The organism is Lyticum sinuosum (genome assembly GCF_034471385.1).
Classification (GTDB): Bacteria; Pseudomonadota; Alphaproteobacteria; order Rickettsiales; family Midichloriaceae; genus Lyticum; species Lyticum sinuosum.
Map to the genome: position 1 here is coordinate 104,825 of NZ_JARGYU010000001.1, position 24,604 is coordinate 129,428.

General features: G+C 21.4%; 23 protein-coding genes. 4 read left to right on the forward strand and 19 right to left on the reverse strand.

Going from position 1 to position 24,604, the window contains the following annotated elements; genetic code table 11:
• Window positions 1-50: 50 nt before the first annotated feature.
• Complete coding sequence (locus Lyticum_RS00420) at window positions 51-1,274, forward strand: D-alanine--D-alanine ligase (protein WP_322498363.1); 1,224 nt, start codon at window positions 51-53, stop codon at window positions 1,272-1,274.
• A gap of 726 nt (window positions 1,275-2,000) precedes the next feature.
• Here Lyticum_RS00420 and rpsT read toward each other — a convergent pair.
• Window positions 2,001-2,297 (reverse strand): 30S ribosomal protein S20, encoded by a 297-nt coding sequence (gene rpsT, locus Lyticum_RS00425; protein WP_322498364.1) that lies wholly within the window; start codon window positions 2,295-2,297, stop codon window positions 2,001-2,003.
• A gap of 503 nt (window positions 2,298-2,800) precedes the next feature.
• Window positions 2,801-3,955, reverse strand: coding sequence for a DUF2163 domain-containing protein (locus Lyticum_RS00430; protein ID WP_322498365.1), 1,155 nt, complete (start codon window positions 3,953-3,955; stop codon window positions 2,801-2,803).
• Between the two features lie 52 nt (window positions 3,956-4,007).
• On the opposite strand from Lyticum_RS00430, the gene trpS reads away from it, so the two are divergent.
• Window positions 4,008-5,057, forward strand: coding sequence for a tryptophan--tRNA ligase (gene trpS, locus Lyticum_RS00435; RefSeq protein ID WP_322498366.1), 1,050 nt, complete (start codon window positions 4,008-4,010; stop codon window positions 5,055-5,057).
• Between the two features lie 183 nt (window positions 5,058-5,240).
• A complete protein-coding gene (pheS, locus tag Lyticum_RS00440) occupies window positions 5,241-6,314 on the forward strand; it encodes a phenylalanine--tRNA ligase subunit alpha (RefSeq protein ID WP_322498367.1) in 1,074 nt (357 codons plus the stop codon).
• 435 nt (window positions 6,315-6,749) lie between these two features.
• On the opposite strand, the gene Lyticum_RS00445 is transcribed toward pheS, so the two are convergent.
• The 13 genes from Lyticum_RS00445 to Lyticum_RS00505 form a co-directional block, all read right to left on the reverse strand.
• Window positions 6,750-8,177: a replicative DNA helicase gene (locus Lyticum_RS00445; protein ID WP_322498368.1), complete on the reverse strand. Its 1,428-nt coding sequence runs from the start codon at window positions 8,175-8,177 to the stop codon at window positions 6,750-6,752.
• An 89-nt stretch (window positions 8,178-8,266) separates the two neighbouring features.
• Window positions 8,267-9,487: a uroporphyrinogen decarboxylase family protein gene (locus Lyticum_RS00450; RefSeq protein ID WP_322498369.1), complete on the reverse strand. Its 1,221-nt coding sequence runs from the start codon at window positions 9,485-9,487 to the stop codon at window positions 8,267-8,269.
• A gap of 100 nt (window positions 9,488-9,587) precedes the next feature.
• A complete protein-coding gene (locus Lyticum_RS00455) occupies window positions 9,588-10,514 on the reverse strand; it encodes a MotE family protein (protein ID WP_322498370.1) in 927 nt (308 codons plus the stop codon).
• A 42-nt stretch (window positions 10,515-10,556) separates the two neighbouring features.
• Window positions 10,557-10,955, reverse strand: coding sequence for a DUF6468 domain-containing protein (locus Lyticum_RS00460; RefSeq protein WP_322498371.1), 399 nt, complete (start codon window positions 10,953-10,955; stop codon window positions 10,557-10,559).
• A 194-nt stretch (window positions 10,956-11,149) separates the two neighbouring features.
• Entirely contained in the window at window positions 11,150-12,151 is a 1,002-nt protein-coding gene (locus Lyticum_RS00465; protein WP_322498372.1) for a FliM/FliN family flagellar motor switch protein, read from the reverse strand.
• Between the two features lie 205 nt (window positions 12,152-12,356).
• Complete coding sequence (locus Lyticum_RS00470) at window positions 12,357-12,926, reverse strand: flagellar basal body-associated FliL family protein (protein ID WP_322498373.1); 570 nt, start codon at window positions 12,924-12,926, stop codon at window positions 12,357-12,359.
• Window positions 12,927-13,287: 361 nt separating this feature from the next.
• Complete coding sequence (locus Lyticum_RS00475; RefSeq protein WP_322498374.1) at window positions 13,288-13,686, reverse strand: ribosomal protein bL12; 399 nt, start codon at window positions 13,684-13,686, stop codon at window positions 13,288-13,290.
• 79 nt (window positions 13,687-13,765) lie between these two features.
• Window positions 13,766-14,314: a 50S ribosomal protein L10 gene (gene rplJ / locus Lyticum_RS00480; protein ID WP_322498375.1), complete on the reverse strand. Its 549-nt coding sequence runs from the start codon at window positions 14,312-14,314 to the stop codon at window positions 13,766-13,768.
• A 491-nt stretch (window positions 14,315-14,805) separates the two neighbouring features.
• Window positions 14,806-15,834 carry a UDP-N-acetylmuramate dehydrogenase gene (gene murB, locus Lyticum_RS00485; RefSeq protein ID WP_322498376.1) on the reverse strand — a complete coding sequence of 343 codons (1,029 nt, stop codon included), beginning with the start codon at window positions 15,832-15,834 and terminating at the stop codon, window positions 14,806-14,808.
• A gap of 191 nt (window positions 15,835-16,025) precedes the next feature.
• On the reverse strand, window positions 16,026-16,670 hold the full coding sequence (bioD, locus tag Lyticum_RS00490) for a dethiobiotin synthase (RefSeq protein ID WP_322498377.1): 645 nt from the start codon (window positions 16,668-16,670) through the stop codon (window positions 16,026-16,028).
• A gap of 205 nt (window positions 16,671-16,875) precedes the next feature.
• Window positions 16,876-18,003, reverse strand: coding sequence for a methyltransferase domain-containing protein (locus Lyticum_RS00495; RefSeq protein ID WP_322498378.1), 1,128 nt, complete (start codon window positions 18,001-18,003; stop codon window positions 16,876-16,878).
• Window positions 18,004-18,190: 187 nt separating this feature from the next.
• Window positions 18,191-18,763 carry a Smr/MutS family protein gene (locus Lyticum_RS00500; protein ID WP_322498379.1) on the reverse strand — a complete coding sequence of 191 codons (573 nt, stop codon included), beginning with the start codon at window positions 18,761-18,763 and terminating at the stop codon, window positions 18,191-18,193.
• A gap of 70 nt (window positions 18,764-18,833) precedes the next feature.
• The gene (locus Lyticum_RS00505; RefSeq protein WP_322498380.1) at window positions 18,834-19,361 is read right to left on the reverse strand and encodes a DUF721 domain-containing protein; all 528 of its coding nucleotides are present in this window, start codon (window positions 19,359-19,361) and stop codon (window positions 18,834-18,836) included.
• A gap of 147 nt (window positions 19,362-19,508) precedes the next feature.
• Between Lyticum_RS00505 and Lyticum_RS00510 the strand changes: the two genes are divergently transcribed.
• Window positions 19,509-19,931, forward strand: a complete 423-nt coding sequence (locus Lyticum_RS00510; protein ID WP_322498381.1) for a CopD family protein — start codon at window positions 19,509-19,511, stop codon at window positions 19,929-19,931.
• 136 nt (window positions 19,932-20,067) lie between these two features.
• Here the strand turns inward: Lyticum_RS00510 and Lyticum_RS00515 are convergent, their stop codons facing one another.
• The 4 genes from Lyticum_RS00515 to rsmA form a co-directional block, all read right to left on the reverse strand.
• Window positions 20,068-20,229 carry a hypothetical protein gene (locus tag Lyticum_RS00515; protein ID WP_322498382.1) on the reverse strand — a complete coding sequence of 54 codons (162 nt, stop codon included), beginning with the start codon at window positions 20,227-20,229 and terminating at the stop codon, window positions 20,068-20,070.
• Window positions 20,230-20,231: 2 nt separating this feature from the next.
• The gene (locus tag Lyticum_RS00520; RefSeq protein WP_322498383.1) at window positions 20,232-21,317 is read right to left on the reverse strand and encodes an AAA family ATPase; all 1,086 of its coding nucleotides are present in this window, start codon (window positions 21,315-21,317) and stop codon (window positions 20,232-20,234) included.
• A 379-nt stretch (window positions 21,318-21,696) separates the two neighbouring features.
• Window positions 21,697-22,935 (reverse strand): hypothetical protein, encoded by a 1,239-nt coding sequence (locus tag Lyticum_RS00525; RefSeq protein WP_322498384.1) that lies wholly within the window; start codon window positions 22,933-22,935, stop codon window positions 21,697-21,699.
• A gap of 238 nt (window positions 22,936-23,173) precedes the next feature.
• Entirely contained in the window at window positions 23,174-24,514 is a 1,341-nt protein-coding gene (rsmA, locus tag Lyticum_RS00530; protein WP_322498385.1) for a 16S rRNA (adenine(1518)-N(6)/adenine(1519)-N(6))-dimethyltransferase RsmA, read from the reverse strand.
• Between the last annotated feature and the right edge of the window lie 90 nt (window positions 24,515-24,604).

A 24,604-nucleotide genomic window follows, 5' to 3' on the forward strand; every position in this document is an offset into this window, starting at 1 on the left:
TCAAATTAGATTTAATAAATATACATGAAAAATTAACTTATAAAAATTATATGCACAATAATAATATATTAATTTTAGTTGGTGGACCAACAGCTGAACATGAAATTTCTATATTATCTGGTCGCAATGTTCTTACAGCATCTATTAATTGCAATATTGTGAAAAAAGTATTTGTTATTATAATAAGTAAGAATAAAAAATGGTATTTGTTAAATGATAATAAATCTTTATTTGAGTTAAATTCTTTAGATGATGATCTTTCTACTGAAATAGGATCAGAATGTATTTTGTGGAATCAATTTATTTTATCAAGAGAAAATCAAAATAGTACAAAATTCAATGATATAAATAATTGTGAAAAAAAAAATAAATCAATATATTTTAATATAATAGCAAAAATTGATGTTGTATTTCCTGTACTTCATGGTCCATATGGAGAAAGTGGAGCAGTACAAGGTGCTCTTGAAATAGCAGACATCCCTTATATTGGGGAAGATATATTAATATCTTCAATAATTATGAATAAATATTTTTTTAAAGTTTTTTTACAAAAATATGATATTCCGTGTCTTCCTTTTATAGTTTTGCGTAATAATGATTATAAAAAATTTAATTTTCAAGAAATATGTAAAAATCTATCTAAAATGAATATTTATTCTAAATCAAATATGATTGAAGTAAATGAATTAATTGTTAAAACAGCTGATCAAGGTTCATCTATTGGTGTTTTTCATGTATCATCAGAAGAAAATTTTCATGAAATATGTGATACAGCATTTTTATATGGAAATACAGTTATTGTTGAACCATTTATAAAAGTAGAAAAAGAACTTGAATGCTCAATTTTAATTAAAAATGATAAAAATAAAATTATAAGTAGTATTGGAGAAATAAATATTATCAAGGGTAATATGTATTCATATGTTGCTAAATATTTAGATGATAGTCGTGTATCATTAAAAATTCCTGCACAAATTAATAAGAATATAAGTGAAAGGATAAAGAGTTTAGCATTAAAAATTGTTAATATATTAGGAATAAAAAGTATGGCAAGAGTCGATATATTTCTAACTCTTGATGGAGAATTAGTGGTTAATGAATTGAATTCTATACCTGGATTTACAGAAATAAGTATGTATCCTAAATTACTGGAATTTGATGGTATTACTCAGGAAAATCTTATAGAAATAATGATAAAAAGAGCAAAAGAAAATTTTCTTTCAAAGAAGAAAATAATTAATGATTTTGAAAAAACAATTCCTTTACAGGATTAAAATTACAGAAAATTTTAATTATCGAAGAAATATAAAAAAACTATAAAAACTATAATATTTATACCAGAAAGTATAAAAATATTACTCAAAAACTTAAATAGTAAGAAAATATATTAAATGTAAATATAGTGTAAAAATATAATATAAATATAATATATAAAATATAAAAATAATTATTTTCTATTAAAATTTATAAAAACTATAATATTTATACCAGAAAGTATAAAAATATTACTCAAAAACTTAAATAGTAAGAAAATACATTAAATAAATATAGTGTAAAAATATAATATAAATATAATATATAAAATATAAAAATAATTATTTTCTATTAAAATTTATAAAAACTATAATATTTATATCAGAAAGTATAAAAATATTACTCAAAAACTTAAATAGTAAGAAAATACATTAAATAAAAATAGTGTAAAAATATAATATAATAATATATAAAATATAAAAATAATTATTTTCTATTAAAATTTATAAAAACTATAATATTTATATCAGAAAGTATAGAAATATTACTCAAAAACTTAAATAATAAGAAAATATATTAAATAAAAATAGTGTAAAAATATAATATAAATATAATATTTAAAATATAAAAATAATTATTTTCTATTAAAATTTATAAAAACTATAATATTTATACCAGAAAGTATAGAAATATTACTCAAAAACTTAAATAGTAAGAAAATATATTAAATGTAAATATAGTGTAAATTACGCTACGTTCTCTAATTTTTTATACATTCTTACGATTCTACTAACTTTACGTGATGCAGTGTTTTTATGTAAAACACCTTTAGTTACTGCTTTTCTAATTTCCGATTCTGCTTTTCTAACATGCTCTAATGCAACCGATGCATTGCCACCAGATATTGATTCTATAGCTTTTTTTATAAAAGTTGAGAAACGAGATTTAATACTTTTATTACGTTCTGCATTTATTAATGATTTTTTATGAGCACGCTCAGCAGATGACATACCTTTTTTTATTTTTTTTGCTTTTTTTGTCATTTTTATTTTTTATAAATTTTTATATTTTATATTATATTTTATAATTTATTTTATTTTATAATGTTACTTATATTTGATACAATATAATAAAGAATTATCGTTAGTAAATTATTTATTGTAATATGTTTTTTATTAAAAAATAAAGTAAATATTATTATTTAAATAATAATAAATTGAACTAAAAAACTATTTTAGTTTTAGTATTTAGTTTTATTTATATACAATGATAATTATTAATTATAATTTTCAAAAAATGATTGAAATCTAATTATAAAAACAGCACATTTATTATATGTTATATGAATTTCATAGTCAAGAGTGTAAATAAAATTTTACATTAGTTGTTGGAAAATTATAATATACTTTTATAAATTTTTTTATAAATTTCTTTTAGTTTTTTATATATTTTTTATATTGTATTAGTACAATTTAATGTACAATTTAATTTAATAAATTACTTAATTTTTTATTATTTATGTAATAATAATATTATAAATTTTATTTTAAAATGATGATATAATATCATTAGGAGATGGTATATGTGGTTCTCCACGAAAATTTAAAGCATTATTAAATACTTTACTACAAGTAGAGAAACTTTTATCACAACCACAATATATATCAAATAAATCTCCTAGATTTACTTGATGAAATGGTGCTAAATGAAGCATAATTTCTCCTTTATAAGATACAGATTTTATTTCAAATTCTATATTAATATTTTTCCCTGATTTAAATTTTATATATCCATTTGATATAATTTTTAATAAATTTTTATTTTTTGAATCATTATTTAAATTAAAAAAATTATTTGTATTTAAATTACTAAAATTTGTAAAATAATCGTGTAAAGACTGACTTTTAAAGATAGAATAACTTTCTAAACCTGAAATAATCATATCTGATATTAAATATTTTTCTATTTTTAATGAGCACTTTTTATCGCAGAATTTTACACGACATAATGGTGAATATACTTCACCGATATCAGATAAAAAATTTTGAGTTAACCCTTTTACCTCAGCAATAAATTGCTGTCCATGTATTTCAATTTTTCCTATTATTCCTTTTTTTATACAAAATTTAAAAGAATTAGTATTATTTGAATTAGTATTATTTTTTTTTATATTACTTTTATTTTTTGTAAAATTTTGATTTATATTAATAAATTTATAATATTTTTTTAAATCTAAGATAAATGATATTATTTCTGCAAAATCATATTTACCTGCAATTATATCGTCACTTGTAATTAAATCATTGTTTAGAGCGCATGTTATATCCATATTATCAGTTTTACATCCCATTGAACTTAGAAAAGCACTCGCACTATTACCACTACGTGCTATATATTTTATACCATCTATTTTTATATCACAATCATATTCTGTAAATCCTATTATTATACCATCATTCCTTTTTATATGCCAACATCTGACTAGACTTGTAAGATTATCACTTAACTCCTGTGATTTTTGATTATCAAACTCTTTTTGAAAAGAATCAGACATTTTATATGTATCATATACCTCATAATTCAAATCATTTTCATTATTATATTTGTATATATCATGATATGTATTATTATCTATATTATCAAAGAGATTTTCTTTTTTATCAATAAATTCTTGGTTAATTAAATCTATATTTTTTATCATACTTTTATCTGTAAAATTTATTTTTAATTTTATATTTTAATATTTTTTCAAAATGCAAAATAATTACTTTAATTGTGAATTAAATTTAAAAAATAGTTCAAAAATAGTTCTAACTGGTGATCGCCCAACAGGACCCCTTCATTTAGGACATTATATTGGATCATTAACTAATCGTTTAAAACTACAAGATAGTATCTCAGAACCGAATATAATTTATATCATGATTGCAGATACTCAGGCTTTAACTGATAATTTTACTACACCACAAAAAATTGTTGATAATGTTTATGAAGTAGCTAAAGATTATATCAGTATTGGAATTAATCCTGAATTATCGACAATATTTATTCAATCACAAGTTAGTGAAATATCTGAACTATGTATGTATTATATGAATCTTGTTACGATAGGAAGACTTGAACGTAATCCAACTGTGAAAAATGAAATTATACAAAAAAAATTTAATGAATCAGTGCCAGCAGGATTTTTTTGTTATCCTATAAGTCAAGCTGCTGATATTACGGCTTTTAAGGGAGAAATTATTCCTGTAGGAGAAGATCAATTACCAATAATTGAACAAACAAATGAAATAATAAGAAAATTTAATAGAATTTATAATACAAATTGTCTTGTTGAATGTACTCCATATATTAGTAAAACACCTAGACTTATAGGAATAAATGGGAAAGCTAAAGCTAGTAAATCCTTGAATAATGCTATATTTTTAAATGATAATTCAGAAATAGTTTACAAAAAAGTATATTCAATGTATACAGATCCAGATCACCTAAAAATCGGCGATTCTGGAAAAATAGAAGGAAATGTTGTATTTACATATTTGGATGCTTTTCATCAAAATCAAGAAGAAATCCAGGAACTAAAAAAACATTACCAACGTGGTGGTTTAGGTGATACAACTATAAAAAGTATTTTATATAAAACTTTAGAGTCAATTTTAGGGCCAATTCGTGAAAAAAGAAATAATATAAATAATCAAGAAATAAAAGAAATTTTATTTTATGGAACCCAAAAAGCGAGGCTTAAAGCACGTCAAACACTTAATGAAGTTATTGAAGCTATGGGATTAAAATATTTTTCATAAAAAAAGAAATTTATAAAAATTATAGTAATAAAAATAAATAACTTATCAAAAAATCTATAAATATATATTATTATGAGTAATAATAAATTACAAATCTATAAATACTAATATAATACTAATATAATAAAAAAATATTTTTAAAGCAAAAAAATATAAATAAATAATAAAAATACAAATAAATTTATGATTAATACAAATAATAATATTTTATTAGATAAAATAAAAGAAATTCATAAAAATGTAGAATTTTCTATATCAGATGTAAAAAAATCAGCAGAATTAGAAGAAATACGTGTTCTTTTTTTGGGAAAAAAAGGATATATTAGTCAAATTATAGAACAAATGCGTAATATGACACATGAGGAAAAACGTTCAACTGGTCAATTAATTAATATATTAAAAAATGAGATAGAGGCAAATTTAAAGAGAAAATTCTTAATAATTTCTGCAGAAGAAGAAGAAATAAGATTAAAAAATGAAAAAATAGATATAACTTTACCAGGAAGAAGAATATCAAATCATGTTACAAAACACCCAATTATTGAAATAATAAATATATTAAAAATAACTGCTATAGATTTGGGATTTAATTTTGTTGATGGAAATGAAATAGTTTCAGAATTTTTTAATTTTGAAGCATTAAATATTCCTCAAAACCATCCTGCAAGACAAATGCAAGACACATTATATATAAAAAATATACCTAATGCTTTACTTAGAACACATACATCAGCTGTTCAAGTTGAATACGGTAGCTTAGTACCACCACCAATAAAAATAGCATCTGTTGGTAGGGTATATCGTGCTGATGAAGTCGATCAAACTCATTCTCCAATGTTTCATCAAATAGAAATGATGCATATAGATAAAGATATTAGTATTGCTAATTTAAAATATTGCTGTACTCATATCATTAGTTCAGTTTTTGAAAAAGATATTAATGATATCATATTCAGATTCAGAACCAGTTACTTTCCATTTACAGAACCTTCAATTGAAATAGATATTGGATGTATAAAAGATGACGAAAATAACATCATATTAGCATCCAATAAAAATGATGTAAATAAATGGTTAGAATTAGGTGGAGCTGGTATAATTCATCAAAAAGTTCTTCAAAATATGAACATAAATCCTCAAGAATGGAGCGGATTTGCCTTAGGTTTTGGAATAGAGAGAATGGCAATGTTAAAGAAAAATATAACAGATATCAGACATTTATATGAAGGAGATATAAGATTAATGAAAAACTGGTAAGTTAATTGTTTCTTACCAATTTGATTAATTTTTTTATATAATTAATTGTTTTATTATTAGTTATGTAATATTATCCCACATAAGAGCAGTAAATTACATAATGTATAATCATTATAATAATACAAACACATATTAATATGTGATTGTAATACATATGCATAAAATTTTTTTTATATTAAGTTAGAATTTAAATTTAAGTTTGTTTTTATTAATTATTTGTTATTAATCATTTTGTTAGTATTTATTATTAATTATTTTATTGATTATTAGATGCTAAATTGTCAAACCCTGTAGTTTTAATATCAAAATATAGGTTAATATTATATAAATTTAATATTATATTAATAACACATTCATAAAAAAAAACTTATATAAATAAATAACACATTCATCAAAAAATTATAATCATTTTGTTAGTATTTATTATTAATTATTTTATTGATTATTAGATGCTAAATTGTCAAACCCTGTAGTTTTAATATCAAAATGTAGGTTAACAGTCCCAATAGGACCATTTCTATGTTTTGCAATGATTACTTCTGCAGTATTTTTTATTTTCATCATTTTTTCTTGCAATTCTGTGTTTTTTTCTTTTTCACTATTCATTTTTCTACCTAAATAATATTCTTCTCGATAAATAAAGGATACTAAATCAGCATCTTGCTCTATATTTCCACTTTCACGAAGATCAGAAAGTAAAGGTCTTTTATCATCTCTGCTTTCAACTGCTCTAGAAAGTTGAGATAAAGCTATTACAGGAATTTGTAGCTCTTTAGCTATCGCTTTTAAACCTTGAGATATCTCTCCAATTTCTTGAACACGATTATTGTAATTAAGAGATAATGATCCTCTAAGAAGTTGTAAATAGTCTACAATTAAAAGACTGATATTTTTTTGACGTTTAAGACGCCTAGCTCTTGCTCTCAATTCAAAAATACTTATAGCTGGAGTATCATCAATGTAAATAGGAAGTTGACTTATATTCCCAATTTCCCGAGATATAACTTCAAAATCATCTTTTTGTATATATCCCATACGTAAACAACTACTATCTATTTTTGTTCTTATTGCTAAAATACGATTAGCGATTTGTTCTGCCGACATTTCAAGAGAAAATATTGCAACAGATTGCTCTTTTGATATATGACCTTCTTTATAATTTCTATGAAAATCTATTGCAGAATTTAATCCAATATTAATTGCTAATGATGTTTTTCCCATAGATGGACGTGCTGCTATAATAATTAAATCCGAAGGTTGAAAACCGCCAGTAATAGAATCAAAATCAGTAAAACCACTAGTAATTCCACTAATTGCTTTATTATTAGTACGTGCATTATGTATTTTTGTAATTGTTTCAGATACAGCTTGTTTTATAGAAAATACTTTATCATCAGATTTTCCATAAATTGCAAGATTAAATAATCTATGTTCAGCATTTTCTATACAAATTTTAACTTGATTATCTACATCGTTACAATTTCTAGCATAAGAAGCTATATTATTTGCAATATCTATAAGTTCACGACGTAAATAATGATCATAAATAACTTTAGCTAATGAATCAATATCATTAAGCAAATTAGCTTGTACCATAAGCTCTGTTAAATAAGTATAACTACCACCCTCAATATTTTTAAAGACTTCTTCTTTATCAAAATATGATTTTATTATTAATGCAGTAGCTGAATAACCACGGTCTATAACTAATTTTATTATTTCATATATTTTTTGATGAATTGGTAAAAAAAAATGCTGAGGTTCAATAAATCCATCTATTTTAGCTAAATAACTATTATTATTTAGTATAGCACCTAAAAGTTCTCTTTCAATCTCAGCATTATAAGGTAAATTATTATCCATGTAATTTTTAGTTATATTTTATAAAAAATATTTTAATATTATTTAATTATATTTATATTTTATGATAAAATACTCTAATAATTAATAATTTATCTGTATGATCTAACAATAGATATTAAAAATTCAACATTTGCAATTGATGTTTGTGGTAAAAGACCATGCGATGTATTTACTATTAATCTATCTGTAGGTACATTTTTAAGCAAATGATACGCATGAGCAATAATTTTAATCATTGTTTCATTATCATGTTTTGCTGTTAATAAAATATTATCAATATTTCCTTGAATTGCACATCTATCATAAAAAGCTATATTTTTGATTTCAACATCAGCAGTACCATCTACTGCTACAGCACTTACTTCATACATAGAAAACTTTGTGTATTGATTAGAAATGCCTTTAGGAAATACTATAATAGGGATATTAGGATGAAGTGTTTTTAATTTGGAAACAATATTTTTTATAGGATTAAATATTACTGCACGACTTAACCTAAAAGGAACAATACCTGCCCAAGTATCAAAAATTTTTACTACCTCAACTCCAGCTTCTATTTGATAAGATAAATAATTTACAATATGATCAGATAAAATATTTAAAATACTAATACTATCTTCATAATTTTCATATAAAAAACGTAAAGCATTGAAAAAATTTGAACTTTTTTTACCTTCTAACATATAACAAAATAATGTCCAAGGAGCTCCTGCAAATCCAATCAAAGTAACATTAGGATGAGTAAATTTTATTACAGCACTTAATAATTTTATAGCAATTACTACTTTTTCTATTACTTCATCATTTAATTTATATTTTTTAAAATCATTTACTTGATAATCTTTTCCCAATTGACCAACTATAGGACCTTCTCCTTCAATAAAATCAACCTTAATACCTAAAGCATACAATAGTATCATAATATCAGAAAAAACAATCCCACCATCGAGATCAAATCTCTCTAATGGTTGCAATGCAGCAGTAACAGATGCATCCTTATTAAGACACATATCTATAAAACTTTTAAAACCCTTTCTTAATTCACGGTATTCAGGTAAATATCTTCCAGCTTGTCTCATAAACCATATAGGTATTCTTCTAGGTTTGTGTCTATTTAAAACAGCAAGAATTGGTTTATAATATTCTGCTTTTTTTATTACTATCTGATTTTCAGTATGCTTTTTTTGATGATCATTATTATCAATGTTATTATTTTCTGAAGAAATAATATCAATATTTTTATTTATATTTTGATTATTCTCATCAGATTTAAAAAAAATACTTTTTTTTAATTGTTTATTAATTAACATGTAGTTTTATAAAAGTTGTATAAATATATTACAAAAATGTTTTAAATGATATAAATATCAAATCAATTACTCATCATCAAATCAATTATTACTAAATCAATTATTCATCTAATTCAGAAATATAAAATTGTTTTAATTTTTGATTAACCATTGATGTAGTAAGTAACTTAGCTTTATCTATTTTCATTTTAGATATAATTGCTGCTAGTTTGTTTTCTTTCATGTTTTCTGCAACTTTTAAAAGTACATCTATATTAAGTGATTCAAATATATTAGCAGCTTCTTTAGGATCCATATTTTCATAAACTTTCACCAACTTTAATATACGATTCGATCCTCCTTGACCATGCTGTTGCATATATTTTTCTAATGAATCATGCTGCTTAACTAAAATATCAATCTTGTCTTTAATATCTTTTTGGATTGTTAATAAAGCTTTTTCTTTATCTATCAACCAATTTTTTTGATTATCATTATCTTCTTTATATTTCTTCAATTCTTGTAATAATTTTATTTCATTCGGTAAAAATTCCATATCTGATAATACAGATATACAATAATTATAATTTTTCATATTATCATTGTAATCATCATATGTTTCATTATGAAATTTGTCATATATATTTTTATTTAAGTTATTTAAGTTATTTTCTGAATTATTATTATTATTCTGATTATCATTACTTATTTTTGTATTAATTTTTGTATTATTATTAATATTTTGATTAAATTTTGTATTTTCATCGAGAATTTTAATAGGTGACTTTTGATTATCATTTGATTTTGATGATTCGTACATACTATCTGAATTTGTATTAGAATCTGTACTAGAATCTGTATTAGATAATACTTTCGAAGAATTGTCTTTCATAGCTGATTCAACGTTTTTAGCTACATTTTTTATATTTAAAGTATTAAATTGTAAAAATTTATCGACCATATTACTATTAATTAAATCAATACCTTTCATAATACAAAAACCACTTAAAATAACAATTAAGTATTGAAATATTTTATGTAAACCCATATAACCTGGTTATTCAAATATTATATGATTATATATTTATTTTTAAGCTGATATATTTGTTTTTTTATTTTTCTTAACAGAAGTTTTTTTCTGCGGATTTTTTTCAATTTTATTAATACTTTCTTTAACATTATATATTAATTCTTCAAGTCTATCAGCAAGAACATTACCTCTATCTATTATAAACCTTATATCATGTATTAATTCTTTAGCAGAATTATTTTGTTGTGTTAATTTATATAAAGTTGTGGATCCTAATTCTCTAAGATCATCAATATTTTGTTGCGACGCACCTAGTGTTTTATCTAAATTCATAAGCGCTGTTGTTATTTCATTCTTATTATTTTTTAGAGAATTAATACGTCGCTCTAAACGAATACAAAATGCTATAGTTACACCTAAAATAACAATAATAACAATATTTAAGATAATTTCTAACATTTTTGTAAATTTAAAAAATTTTTAATGCTTGTTATTATTAATAATAATACTTTTTACAAATATAAAACTATCCATAAAAGATTCTATAAAGAAATTTTTAAATTCTTAAAGATCAATAAAAAAAATATATAAAATATTATTAAAATAAAATTATGAGAATAAATATAATTGTTTTTAGTATAAAAACTTATTAATTAATATTTATTGTTATTTTCATCATTTTTATTCAAATCTTTATTAAATATACTAGTTACTTGTATCGCAAGATTATTTTTAATTTTTCCTAGTTTTCCATATCCGACTAAATAACCAGAGATTTTTATCTCACTATCTTGCTCAGCATCTCTGTTAATTATTATAGTATCACCTACAGTTAGTTTACTTATATTATGTAATGATAATGATGTATTATTCATTTCTGCTCTAAGAATAACATTACTAGAATTTATTATATTTTCCATTGATTTTTGCCATTTTTCATCAGATGGACTCGAAATTTCATTTGATTTATCAACTTGTGCTAGTAAATTTCTTATATAATTAATAGCATTAAATGGCATTATAAAATGCAATATTCCTGCATTTTTATTATTTTGAGTAAATCTTATAGCCATATGTATGACATTATCATTATCATCTAGATACATTATATATTCTGAATTTGTATCTACCTTATTTATTTTAAATGATAAATCTATTAATCCACTCATTGCTTCAATAAATCCACTGAATATTTTAACACTTATATCTTCAATGATAGTTGCCTCCATACTGCTAAATTGTCTTTCTTTTATGACTAATGGATTTTTATCTGGATTTCCTCCAAACATATTTTCTAATAAGCAATAAACTAAATCACTATGATAAATAAGTACACATTCTGAATGTAGTTGTGGAATAGTAAAAGATACACCAACACCTTTTTTAATATATTCACTATTAGAAAAATGACTCCATTTTACAATTTTCATCAGTAAAATAGAAAGATCCATATCATTCTTAGCATAATTTCTAACATATGTTGATATCTTTTCAAAGAATGCATACATTATATTCCTGAGGCCAGGTATAGAATCTACGGTTGCTTCGCTTTGTTTATTTATTATTTCTAGAATTCCACTATTTTTCTGTTGATTGTAATTCTTTTTTGTAGTATTACCTCCAGTTTTAGAAGATCTTGTATCGTCTGTTAACATTTTTAATATTTAATCAAAGTTTATTTCTAGTTAATAATAAAAATAATTGCATCAATATATACAATTATTTAAACTCATAATTATTTATTATCATAATTATATTATTTTAGTATTTTATCAACTTTATATTGTTTTATTAATACTTTAAATTTAAATTATTTACTTCCTTAATTAATTTTTTTCCTTATAAAGTATTATCTAAGTATTATCTTATTAAAATATCTTTGATAAATATAGCATCGATTTTTTCAGGATATATAAGTGTATTCATCCTTAATAATAAATCTCCTCTTAGTTTATACATTGAAAAATTAGAATTCAAACCATCTGGTTGCATTTGTCTTAAATATGATTGTATAACATCTTCAACTTGAGGCAAAATACTTATCGTTTTTTCATAAGCTTTTTTATCATAAAATTTAACATTCAATGTTATTTTTAAAAATTTAGTATTATCAGTTTCTAATTGAACAATAATATCCCTCATTTCATAATAAACTTTTTGCTCTTCTAATAAATCAGGATCTTGATTTAATGCTGCAGGAATGTTTTTTTGATTTTTGCAAGTATCAGTATCTTTTCCATATATATAGATAAGTAATAATCCTATTGACATCGATACAATATAAAAAATTATTCTTTTCTTAACAGAATCTTTTACATTTTCATCTATATTTTGATCATTGATATTTTGATCAGAGTTTAAATTTTTTTGATTATCTATTTCTTGATCTGTTGTTTTATCTTTCTCTACAGTATTATTTTGATTCATCATTTTTTTTAAAAACAATAATATTATTTAAATAATTATTGATTAATAGTATTTAACAAAAAGATTAATGGCTAGTGTTGAATACTCAATTAGCAATGGACAGGATCAATATCTGCTTAAATACTCAGTAACAACAGTTATTTCACTTATTAAAATTTATTTATACGTTATATGAAAACTATTTGCATTTTAATATTTACAATACACACTTAATACACACTAAGTGCATATTATAAAAAATCTAATCGCAATATTTTATCTTATAGTATAATTTTAGTTTATAATATCAACAACTATAAAGTAACAACTGTTTTTATCAACATTACTAATAAATACAATAAAAAAATATGTACTATGATTTGATTTAAGATACAAGAACTTTACCCCCAGCTTCTTCAATAGCTTTTTTATGTTTTTCTGATGTTACTTTATCAGTTGAAATTAGCATTTGAGGTTGTTCAGAGCTTGATTTTTCGACAAATTCTTTAGCAGATGTCAATGTCAAATCTTTGTTTATTTCTCTTACAACTTTAATAAGAGATAATTTTTTTGCTGGATCAAAGCCAATTACCTTTATATCGAAGCTTGTTTTTTCTTCAACTTCGTTGGATGCTGCACTATTATCAGATGTTTGCATAGGAGCTACTGCCATTGCTGTAGCTTTTACATCCCACTTGATCTCTAATAATTTAGATAATTCTGACATTTCTAAAACAGTAAGTTCAGATAAACTTTCTACAATTGATTTTAATTTTTCTGTCATTTTTTTTATTTATAATTTTTAATTGTTAATAAAATAATAGATTTTTATAAAAATTTTATATTGAATTTTTTATATTGAATTAGGTATTCCTTTTAATTAAGAAATTATTAATTACACAAATAATATCACGCTTAGAAGCCCTCATTACTGATATTAATTTTAATTGAGGAGCTTGAATTACACCTAAGATTTGAGCTCGTATTTCATTTTTAGAAGGCAATTTAGATATTTTTTCAATATCAAGTTTAGAAAATGATTGTTTTTTATTTTCAGTAAATAAACATCCACCTAATAACTCAACCTTTGATGTTTCTTTTGAGAATTCACAAATACTCTTAGCAACATCAGTTATTTGATTTTCTGTGATAAAAACAAATATATTAGGTCCATTTAATAAACCATCTATATAATCGTATATACCATGATTTTTTACGCCAATTTTCATTATTGTGTTCTTTTCAATAAAACACTCTCCTGCATTATTATTTCTAATTCTGCATTTTAAATCCCACATCTCAGTTGGCTTAATATTGTTATTTTTAAGAACAAAAATAGCCTGGTATTGTGATATACACTTAGTAATTTTTTGTAATCCCTCAATTTTTTTTATTTTTCTGTTTTTTTCCATTTTAGGGATAATAACTTAACTTTTTATATAATAACATATAGATCATTTATCTTATCATCAGAAGCAATTCGTAAATGTAGATTTATAGTATTTATTCAGAATTGTTTGCAATATCACAAAGATGAATTAATAGCCATTAATCTACAAAAAGACAAATAATCAACTGTGGTAATAGCACACATTATATAGCTATATCAATTTTATATTATAAAGGCAAGGATATAATAATTGATTAAATTAATAATTTTAATATATTTTATATATTAATAATTAATATGATGTTTAAAATTTTTATTCTTATTTTTTATAAGAAAAAATGTTTAATAAGTTTTTATATTAATATTATTAGTTTTATTAAGCATTAATTATATTTTCCAGTATTTATTTTTCGATCTAATTTAATAGATCATTAATATTTTATATTATTTATTTGATAATACAATAGATATATTATAAACATAAATTATATATTTTATAAATTTTAATATAATTTAATATAATTTATCACCTAATATAATTATTTCTTTCTTTAATTTTATTTTAGTAAGATTTTTTACTTTTTTCTCTACCAAATATATTAAATTTTCTATATCTTCTGACGATGCATTATCTTCATTTATAATAAAATTAGAATGTAGACTTGAAATTACTGCTCCACCTATTTTTAAACCACGACAACCTGATATATCAATCAATTTCCATGCACTATGTTTATCTGGATTACTAAAAGTAGATCCACAAGTTTTGCTTGTAATAGGTTGTGTTTCCTTTCTTGTGTTTTGAATATTTAAAACTCTAGACAATACAATTTCTTTTGAAGAAATAAATCCCATAAAATCAGCTTCTAAAAAAATCCATTCTTTGGATAATTTATTTGATCTATAATCAAATCCTATTTCATTATTAAAGAATCTTTTTAATTTTCCATTATTTTTATTGATTCCAAGAACAGAAACTAAAGATTTTGATGTATCTGAATTATAAGCGCCAGCATTCATAGCAATTGCACCACCGATTGTACCTGGTATACCAGCATAAAATTCCAAACCTTCAATTCCAGATTCAACAGTATAATTTGCTAAATCCATATCTAATGTTCTTGCTCCAACTCTTAAAAAAACAATTTTAGTATTTATATCATGACTAATAGTATTATGTTTATATATTTTTTGATTATTAAAGAATATTTCATTATCAATAATTTGATATTCATTATCAATTTTTTTAATATCATTAAATCCCTTTCCTAACTTTACAACTAATCCTCTTATTCCACCATCACGAATTAATATATTTGATCCAACTCCTATTACTTCAATTTTGATTTTACCATTTAAAAATTTCAATAATTTCTCTAAATCAGATACATCATTTGGTATAAATAATAGATCTGCTGGGCCACCTACTTGAAACCAACAAGGTAATCTTGCTTTTTCTCGGATTTTTCCAATAATTCCTAAATTACTTATAATACTTATAAGCTCATTAGTATTAATATTTTTAATATCTATTTCTGACATTTTATTTATATAAAATCTATTTTTGTTAAATATTATAATATGCAGTAAAAATTTTATTAGTATTATTTGTTAGTAGAATTTTTTCTAATTCTAATTTATTTATTGATTGTAAATATGGAAATTCTGCTAAAATATTAACTTTTCCATAAAATTCAATAGAATCTCTATTGTTAATATTATTATTTGATATATTATTTATAATATGCAGTAAAAATTTTATTAGTATTATTTGTTAGTAGAATTTTTTCTAATTCTAATTTATTTATTGATTGTAAATATGGAAATTCTGCTAAAATATTAATTTTTCCATAAAATTCAATAGAATCTCTATTGTTAATATTATTATTTGATATATTATTTATAATAACTCCTAATATATTAATATTCCTAAATCTCAAAGCTTCTAAACTAAGGAGTGTTTGATTTATTGCTCCAAGCTCATTTGTTGTAACTAATATCATTGGTATATTGAGTTTATCTATTAAATCTATCATAAATAATTCTTCATTTATTGGTGTCAATAATCCACCTGCACCTTCTATTATGGTATGTTTTGATACTGATGAGAGTATTGAGGAATTAAAAAATGATATAATTTTTGATATATTAATAGGATTATTTTCAATTCTCGCAGCTATATGTGGTGATAATGGATTTTCATATTTAAATATCTCTTGATATATTTTAACATCAGATAATGATTTTATAATTTCTGTATCAGTTGGATTTCCTGTTTGAATTGGTTTAAAGTAGAAAGCATTTAACTGAATAGCAAGCCAAGCTGATATTATTGTTTTTCCAACTCCTGTATTAGTTCCTGAAATAAATATATTCATAAAAATTTAAATTATTTATTATTTATTTTTTTATTTAAATTATTTATTTTTTTATTTACTCTTTTGTAAATATACCAAAAAAAACTTTGTAATATAGTTTAATAGGTTTATTTTTTTCTGCTTTCATAAATTCTTTCAAATTATTATACGAAAAATTTAAATTATTTATTATTTATTTTTTTATTTAAATTATTTATTTTTTTATTTACTCTTTTGTAAATATACCAAAAAAAACTTTGTAATATAGTTTAATAGGTTTATTTTTTTCTGCTTTCATAAATTCTTTCAAATTATTATACGAAATACTTTTTTTATGATAAAATTTTTCATTTGGCACAGCACATCCTGATAATTTATTTAAGTATTCTATAAAAGATTGTAAATCGTTAAAATATACAGGAAAATCCATTACCCAATAATAAAATCTAGAATTATTATGATTTTTATCTTGATTAAGATTAAATTTACTAATTCTGAAGCAAAATTTTATTAAATCAAAAACATTTGGATAATTAGGTAATATTATATTATGATCATATTCTTTAATTAAATTATACCATTTCATAAAAGTGTTTTCTAAAAGTGTTGCAAAAGCAAAATTATTAGATATTTCATGGCAATTTTCAATTATTTGATATAAATTTTCTACCCATTGAAAAGATAAACTGCTTGTTATTACATCACAATAATCAACTGTTATTTTATTAACAGGGTATTGATTATTATTATCAATAATTATTTGACTAGTATTGATAGTATTAGAATTACTATTAGTATTGATAGTATTAGAATTACTATTAGTATTGATAGTATTAGAATTACTATATTTATTATTTATGATATTAGAATATATTTTATTAGAAGAATTAATTATTTCTTTTTTTTCTAAAAGTTCAACAGATTGATTAATTAAATTAAACATATCGCAATGTAAAAATTGAAAATTATTATCAATATTATTAACAAATTTCTTTTTACATATATCAAGCATTTTCCCAGATATATCGTTTAATATATATATAGCATCTGGATGAGATTTTGATAAAGTCTCAGGAACATATCCAGTTCCAGTACCAAGATCCAGAATTACTCTTTTACGTATATCTTTTTGATTAAAAAATTCTTGATTACTAAATTTACTAACACATTTTGAGATTATATTCTTAGTATATTTTAATAAAAAATTTTCTTTCTTTTCATTTGTTAATGGATTAACCATTAGCAATTTACTTACAAGTGTATCTGCAACTGTCTTTTGAACAGAAGCAACAGAATCATAATAATTACTAGAATAATCAAATTTTGATTCAATAATTTGTTTATAATTATTCATTTTAGATATATTTATTATTATATAAAAATATATTGTTAATTTTATATTTCTTTTTTTTCTTATATTTCTTTCTGTTTTTATTTATATTATTTTCTTTTTTTTCTTATATTTCTTTCTGTTTTTATTTTTTTATATTATTTTCTTTTATTCCTTTCTTTTTGTTTTTATTTATTTATATTCCTTTCTTTTATTTTTTTTGCCTTAAGTAAACATACCATGCTCCACTGCCACCATGTTTTTTATTAGCTTGAGAATAACGCACAATATAATAAGATAAATTATTTAACCATTCTGGTATCATTGATCTAATTGTATTAGTATTAGTATTTACATTATCATTTGATATATTATTTTTTTTTAAAAAAGGTTTTTTTAGAATTTTTCCTTTACCACTGATAATTAATACCATTCTATAATTATTTTGGTAAGATATGACTATACTTTCATAAAGTATATTTTTTGCATTTATCAAAGTATGTCCATGCAAATCTATAGTGATATTTATTTTTGCACAAGCTTTTTTCCAAGATTTTTTACTATGGCATCCTATACCACTTGCTGTAAAAGAAGATGATTTTTTATTATTATTAGAACATATGTAATGATTCTGATAATTTTTATCTTTTAAATTAGAATTATTATCTTTTTGATGTAAAATCGAAATATTATCACTATATAAATAATTATATTTAAATTTGTTTTTACAGGATGATTTTGATAAAGGAGTAACAGTTTTTTTATAATTTATCCAATCATTCATATAAAATTAAATATATAAGTGAATTATTATAAAAGATATAATTATTATTCAGAGATATATTAATATATATTTATATATCTATATTTATATTCTTTTTATCAAAAATAGATTCTGCTAATTTTAAAACCTTATAAGATAACTCATCATCATTTATTGATAGTATTGATAAATAAATACTATTCCATTCTTTATAATTAATTTTAATTTTTAAATTTATATTTCTTTTTTCATTAATATTATAATTATTTTCTTTACATTGTGAAGTTAATTTACATTTTATTCTTGCAATTGCATTATATCCAAAATAAAAATTGATTTTTTGTATTATAGTCTTACTTTGCATTTGTATACGTAAAGCATATGATGGATTATTCAATCCACATACTAATGTTCCATTATACTCATCTTTAAATGGAAAATAAATAAATAGCGGAAATATAATAGAAGTAAGATCTTTTCCTACTATTTTATACCAATCAGTTACTATTTTTATATTAATAAATCCACTTTTTACACAAATTTTAGTTGCTAAATTTATTAATGCATTATTAAATCTCTCATAATAATTTTTATCTTTTTTATATACATATCTTGACATTTTTTCTATTATTTAATATTTTATTTTTCTTCATAGAATTCTTTTTCTTATATTTTTAATATTTTACTAAATAATAAATATAATGTTTGATCAAATTATTTAATAATATTATTTTAAATTAAGATTTATATATATGTATTTTTTATTATGTATGAATTACTTAAAGCACTACATCTAATATCTATAATATGTTGGATGGCCGGAATGTTATATTTACCTCGTCTTTTTGTATATCATTGTTCTGCTGATATAGATTCTAAAATGGATAAAACATTTCAAACCATGGAATATAAATTATTTCATTATATAATGCAACCAAGTATAATATCATCATATGCGACTGGATTATTCTTAAGTTCTATATTGCAATGGGCTAATTTCTCTAAACCATATTTTCATTGGAAAGCGGCATTTTTCTTAATTATGACAGTAATGCATTGCTGGTTATTAATAACTCTAAATAAATTTGCAAAAGGTGAAAATAAAAGATCTCATGTTTTTTATAGAATAATTAATGAAATACCATCTGTTTTAATGATATTAATAGTATTATTAGTAAAATTGCATTGAAAACTCTATTCTTATTTATTATTTTTATTTAATATTACAAAATCTTCTTTATAATTTTGATAAATTTCTTTTAATTATCAATATTTTTAATTATCAATAAAAAAAGTATTAAATTTTAGATTTTAAATTTTAAATCTTAAATTAAGTGAAGAAATATAATGATTTTATTACTAACAGAACAATGAAAAAGAATTCTATATAATATTCCAATATCATTATTATGATGAATTCCAATATCATTATTATGATGAACTCTAATATCATTGTTATCAATTCTTATTAATGATGAAAATAACATTATCATATTGAAGAATATATTTCTTCTATATAACTCGCAAGAGAAAAATAACAATTTTGAAAATCATTTTGTTTAATAAATACTTCTTCTACAAGGGAGCGCCATTTATTTAACGCTTCTATTTGCAATGAGATATATGTTAAAAAAGGACCATAAATAATAATTATTTTTCTCCATAAGTGCATTATAGCAGCAATGATATCTTTTAAAATTTTTTCATTTGAAAATGAAAAAGAATTATATGAGAAAAATGATTTATTGCATATAAAAAGTAAATTCTTATATAATATTTTTATATAATTAAAATTTTTTAAATTTATTTCATTTTTATAATCTTTCTTTAAAATTTCTTCGATAATATTTTGCCAAATTTGATATTTTAGCAATATTCTTGCTATTTCTAAATTTGCATCGCAAAAAATATATAAATCTTCAATGAAGACTGAATTATCAACTATTTTATTAATATTATAGTAATTATCATCATTAATATAATTCTTATTAAGAAGTATATTTTCTGAATATAAATCCGAAATAGCAGTGTAAAAATCTTTTCTTGTCAAAGGGTTATAATACCATTTTGAACATCGAGAAATAATAGTTGGTGTAATTTTATTTATATTACTTGTAATTAATAATATAATTACATTTTGTGAAGATTCTTCCATCAATTTCAAAAGAGCATTACTAGCATTAATATTTAAATGCTCTGCATTATCTATATAAATAACTTTATTATAGCTATATGACGGATAACTCAATGAAAAATGATTTAATTCTCTAATCTCATCAACTGTTATTTGTCCAACAGATTTTTTTTTAGTAAATGAATTAATTTCATAAAAAGGACTACAAAAAAATAAATCTGGATGTGTTAATGATCTTACCAGATCACAGTTTAAGTTATTAGTTTCCAGTATTATTTCAATTAATTGTATAATATTACTAGATTTATTATTTCCTTCTGGACCATAAATAATTAAAGAATTAGGATAAAATGTTTTATTTTTTTTCCAGATTTTAGTTAAATTATCTATTGTATTATTATTAAAATATTTTTTTTGATAAAAAGGATGAGTATTATCCATAGAATATATATTAATATCTAAATAATATAATATCTAAAATCTAAAAAAAGACTTATTAATACTGAAATAATATTAAATAGTTTTTATATAAGATTATAAGTAACAGAATATTCTATTTTATAGATTTGATTAAAATTTTTAAGAAATTTAAAAAATTTAAATATCTTTTAGAAAAAAAACATTTTAATCTTCTAAAAAATATTTTTTGATAAAAAAATCAAAATTTAATATGGCAATAACTAATTATAAAAAGAAATATAATTATATCAATAATATTTTATAAAATTTTTATAAGATATTTAGTTATTAATATACTTGATATACATATAAATTTCGAATTTAAAGCTAAAATTTACACAAAAAAACAATAAAATTAAGATCAAACTTGTATCTGTTGTATATTATTATTCTGTTGAGGAGGTAATTCGTCTATCATAGAAGAAAATATATTTCTATAATTTACATTATGAACTGCTTCTCCTACAATTTTTTCTTTTAATAAGTCATGTGTATCCTTTGTAAGATAATTTAATGTTGATAGATCACATTTTTCAACAAATCTATTACTTGATAAATTCTTATCAAGTTTTATATCAAAACAACCAGCATTTTCTTTATTAAAGAGATTGGTAGAAACAGTATCTCCAATTGCTTTACATAAACCATCTCCTGCAACACCTATTATTTTTTTTAAGTTTTCGATACGAATATCAACATTATCATTATTAATATTATTATTATTAATATTATATCTAGAATAGAGAAGCATAATTATATTATATAATATAATTCCTCCTATCAAAACTATTTCAAGTTGAGATTGTATTAATAAAATAGCTAATATTAATTTTAATTCTGGAGATTTAATAATAGACCTAGTAATTTTATACAAAATATTAATAACAGACTTAGTAATTTTATACAAAATATTACTAATAGGCTTAGTAATTTTACGTAAGAAATTAATCACAGGTCTAGTAATTTTATACAAAATATTAATAACAGACCTAGTAATTTTACGTAAATAATCAATAATACTAACTGAAGGAACAGGAAAAGAATTTAATTGAGAAACAATATCCTGCTTGAAATTATTAAAATGATCATTGGATAAATATCTTCCAGCATTTTGACACTCATCAATAATTTTTTGATCTTGATTTCCTCTTAGATCAAGTTTTTGCTCAGCGTTTTCAGTAGTATAAGTAAAAATACCATTAAATTCTGGACTACCATAAACACTTTTATCAATAAGAGAACAATGAGCAAGAATACTAGATAATAGTCTAATATCATTATCATTAACTCTTGTTAATATTGAAAATAGCATTAAAAAATTTATACTTACTCCATATTTATTATGAATATTTATTGAAATATCATTGAGTTTTGTTTGAAATTCTTCTGTATTTTCTGATGACATTAATATATCTTTAAAATAATTTAAAGTTTTTGCTAAATTTTGTCTAGAAGAAGAAATTTCTTCTATTAATCCTAAAGTATCTATTGTTGATTTTAAGAAAAAATCTAATTTGATAGCATCAACATTCCCCCTTACTATAAAATCCTCTGCAAAACAATTATTTTCTAGACTTTCTTGAATTAAATTTTGATTCATAATTATTATTATTTATTATTATTAAAGTTTTTATAAAAAATTCTTTTTTATTACAAGTTTTTTTTATTTATTAAATTTTATACTAATTTATATTAAAAAATAATAAAAATCAAGATTAAATTAGAATTTTGATTCATATTATTATTATTTATCTTAAATTTATTAAGATTATATTTTTCAATAAATATTGTATAATATATTAAAAATATAAATATTATCAATATATATTTATAATTTTTTATATAATATAATGAAGTGAAGCTATTCTAGAAAAAAGTAACCATTTTTCAGGTGATATTTCTTCAGGTCTATAATTAAGAGAGATATTAATATCTGCTGCTATTTTTTCCCAATTAATATCAGGATTTATTTGCATTAATGTGTTTTTAAGTATTTTTCTTCTTTGATAAAATAAAGGTTTACAAAATTTTAATAAATCAATCCAATCTTTTTCACTAAAAGGATCATAATATATCCATTTTTCGTATAAAAGTTCTGTATATTTATTTTCACAGTCTTCATTATTAATATGAAATTTTGGTTTAAGTCTTATTACTGATGACTTTACTTTCGGACTTGGCCAAAAAACATCTGGTTTAATTTCTTTAATTACCATTTCTACATCACAAATTAATTGTACTATGATGCTTATCCATCCATATTGAGATGTTTTTGGTTTAGCTAACAAACGCATTGCAACTTCCTGTTGCAACATAATAGTGATATCGGAAAATAAATGTATTTTTTTTAACCATTTAAAAATCAGTAATGTGCTTATATTGTAAGGTAAATTAGAGACAAGTCTAATTTTTTTAATATTTTTTTTAATATCAATATTATCATTACAATTTTCAATTAATATATCTTTTAATATTTCTTCTTCATTTATTATTAATGCATCATCAATAATAATTTTAGCTTTTACTTCTGGATAATTAGACAGAATATTAGATATATGTTCTGAGAAACGGCTATCTTGCTCTATTATTATAAAATTTTTAGGTCTAATAATCCTAGCTATAGATTCTGTTAAAATACCTAAGCCCGGTCCAATTTCAACAAAAACATCTTCATATTCTTTATTTGATTCAATTTCTGGAACTTTATCCTGAACGTTTGAAACCTTATCCTGAACGTTTGAAACCTTATCTTGAACGTTTGAAACTTTATCCTGAACTTTCGAAACATTATCCTGAACTTTCGAAACCTTATCTTGAACGTTTGAAACATTATCCTGAACTTTCAAAACATTATCCTGAACGTTTGAAACATTATCCTGAACGTTTGATTCCAAAATTATTTTATTATTTTTTGCTATTATATTTGATATTTCATCTGAAGATTTAACATTATTATTTAAAATATTAATAACTATCTCATTTACAATATTATTATCAAGTAAAAAGTGTTGACCTAGGCTTTTATTAGCATAAATATTAATATGATCAATTTTATTATTTCCTAATCTCAAAAGATTTTTTATTGTAGGATTTAAGGAAATAGATGGTTTTAAAGGTATTTTATATTTTTTATTTTTATAATTATTATTGGAGGTTTCTTTAGTTTTGAGAAATTTCATATTTTACTACTTCAATAAAATCTTTTTGATTTTTACATATTACTCTATAACATAGAAATTCTATAATATAAAAACACTTATAACAAAATT

Coding starts and splice junctions, on each gene's coding strand:
- Lyticum_RS00505 (WP_322498380.1), bottom strand. CDS start 19,361: ATGTCAAGATATGTATATAAAAAAGATAAAAATTATTATGAGAGATTT.
- bioD (WP_322498377.1), bottom strand. CDS start 16,670: ATGAATATATTTATTTCAGGAACTAATACAGGAGTTGGAAAAACAATA.
- Lyticum_RS00450 (WP_322498369.1), bottom strand. CDS start 9,487: ATGTTAATTAATAAACAATTAAAAAAAAGTATTTTTTTTAAATCTGAT.
- murB (WP_322498376.1), bottom strand. CDS start 15,834: ATGTCAGAAATAGATATTAAAAATATTAATACTAATGAGCTTATAAGT.
- trpS (WP_322498366.1), top strand. CDS start 4,008: ATGCAAAATAATTACTTTAATTGTGAATTAAATTTAAAAAATAGTTCA.
- Lyticum_RS00515 (WP_322498382.1), bottom strand. CDS start 20,229: ATGTTATTTTCATCATTAATAAGAATTGATAACAATGATATTAGAGTT.
- Lyticum_RS00460 (WP_322498371.1), bottom strand. CDS start 10,955: ATGTTAGAAATTATCTTAAATATTGTTATTATTGTTATTTTAGGTGTA.
- Lyticum_RS00430 (WP_322498365.1), bottom strand. CDS start 3,955: ATGATAAAAAATATAGATTTAATTAACCAAGAATTTATTGATAAAAAA.
- Lyticum_RS00455 (WP_322498370.1), bottom strand. CDS start 10,514: ATGGGTTTACATAAAATATTTCAATACTTAATTGTTATTTTAAGTGGT.
- Lyticum_RS00495 (WP_322498378.1), bottom strand. CDS start 18,003: ATGAATAATTATAAACAAATTATTGAATCAAAATTTGATTATTCTAGT.
- rpsT (WP_322498364.1), bottom strand. CDS start 2,297: ATGACAAAAAAAGCAAAAAAAATAAAAAAAGGTATGTCATCTGCTGAG.
- Lyticum_RS00420 (WP_322498363.1), top strand. CDS start 51: ATGCACAATAATAATATATTAATTTTAGTTGGTGGACCAACAGCTGAA.
- Lyticum_RS00470 (WP_322498373.1), bottom strand. CDS start 12,926: ATGATGAATCAAAATAATACTGTAGAGAAAGATAAAACAACAGATCAA.
- Lyticum_RS00510 (WP_322498381.1), top strand. CDS start 19,509: ATGTATGAATTACTTAAAGCACTACATCTAATATCTATAATATGTTGG.
- pheS (WP_322498367.1), top strand. CDS start 5,241: ATGATTAATACAAATAATAATATTTTATTAGATAAAATAAAAGAAATT.
- Lyticum_RS00475 (WP_322498374.1), bottom strand. CDS start 13,686: ATGACAGAAAAATTAAAATCAATTGTAGAAAGTTTATCTGAACTTACT.
- rsmA (WP_322498385.1), bottom strand. CDS start 24,514: ATGAAATTTCTCAAAACTAAAGAAACCTCCAATAATAATTATAAAAAT.
- Lyticum_RS00525 (WP_322498384.1), bottom strand. CDS start 22,935: ATGAATCAAAATTTAATTCAAGAAAGTCTAGAAAATAATTGTTTTGCA.
- Lyticum_RS00465 (WP_322498372.1), bottom strand. CDS start 12,151: ATGTTAACAGACGATACAAGATCTTCTAAAACTGGAGGTAATACTACA.
- Lyticum_RS00500 (WP_322498379.1), bottom strand. CDS start 18,763: ATGAATGATTGGATAAATTATAAAAAAACTGTTACTCCTTTATCAAAA.
- Lyticum_RS00445 (WP_322498368.1), bottom strand. CDS start 8,177: ATGGATAATAATTTACCTTATAATGCTGAGATTGAAAGAGAACTTTTA.
- rplJ (WP_322498375.1), bottom strand. CDS start 14,314: ATGGAAAAAAACAGAAAAATAAAAAAAATTGAGGGATTACAAAAAATT.
- Lyticum_RS00520 (WP_322498383.1), bottom strand. CDS start 21,317: ATGGATAATACTCATCCTTTTTATCAAAAAAAATATTTTAATAATAAT.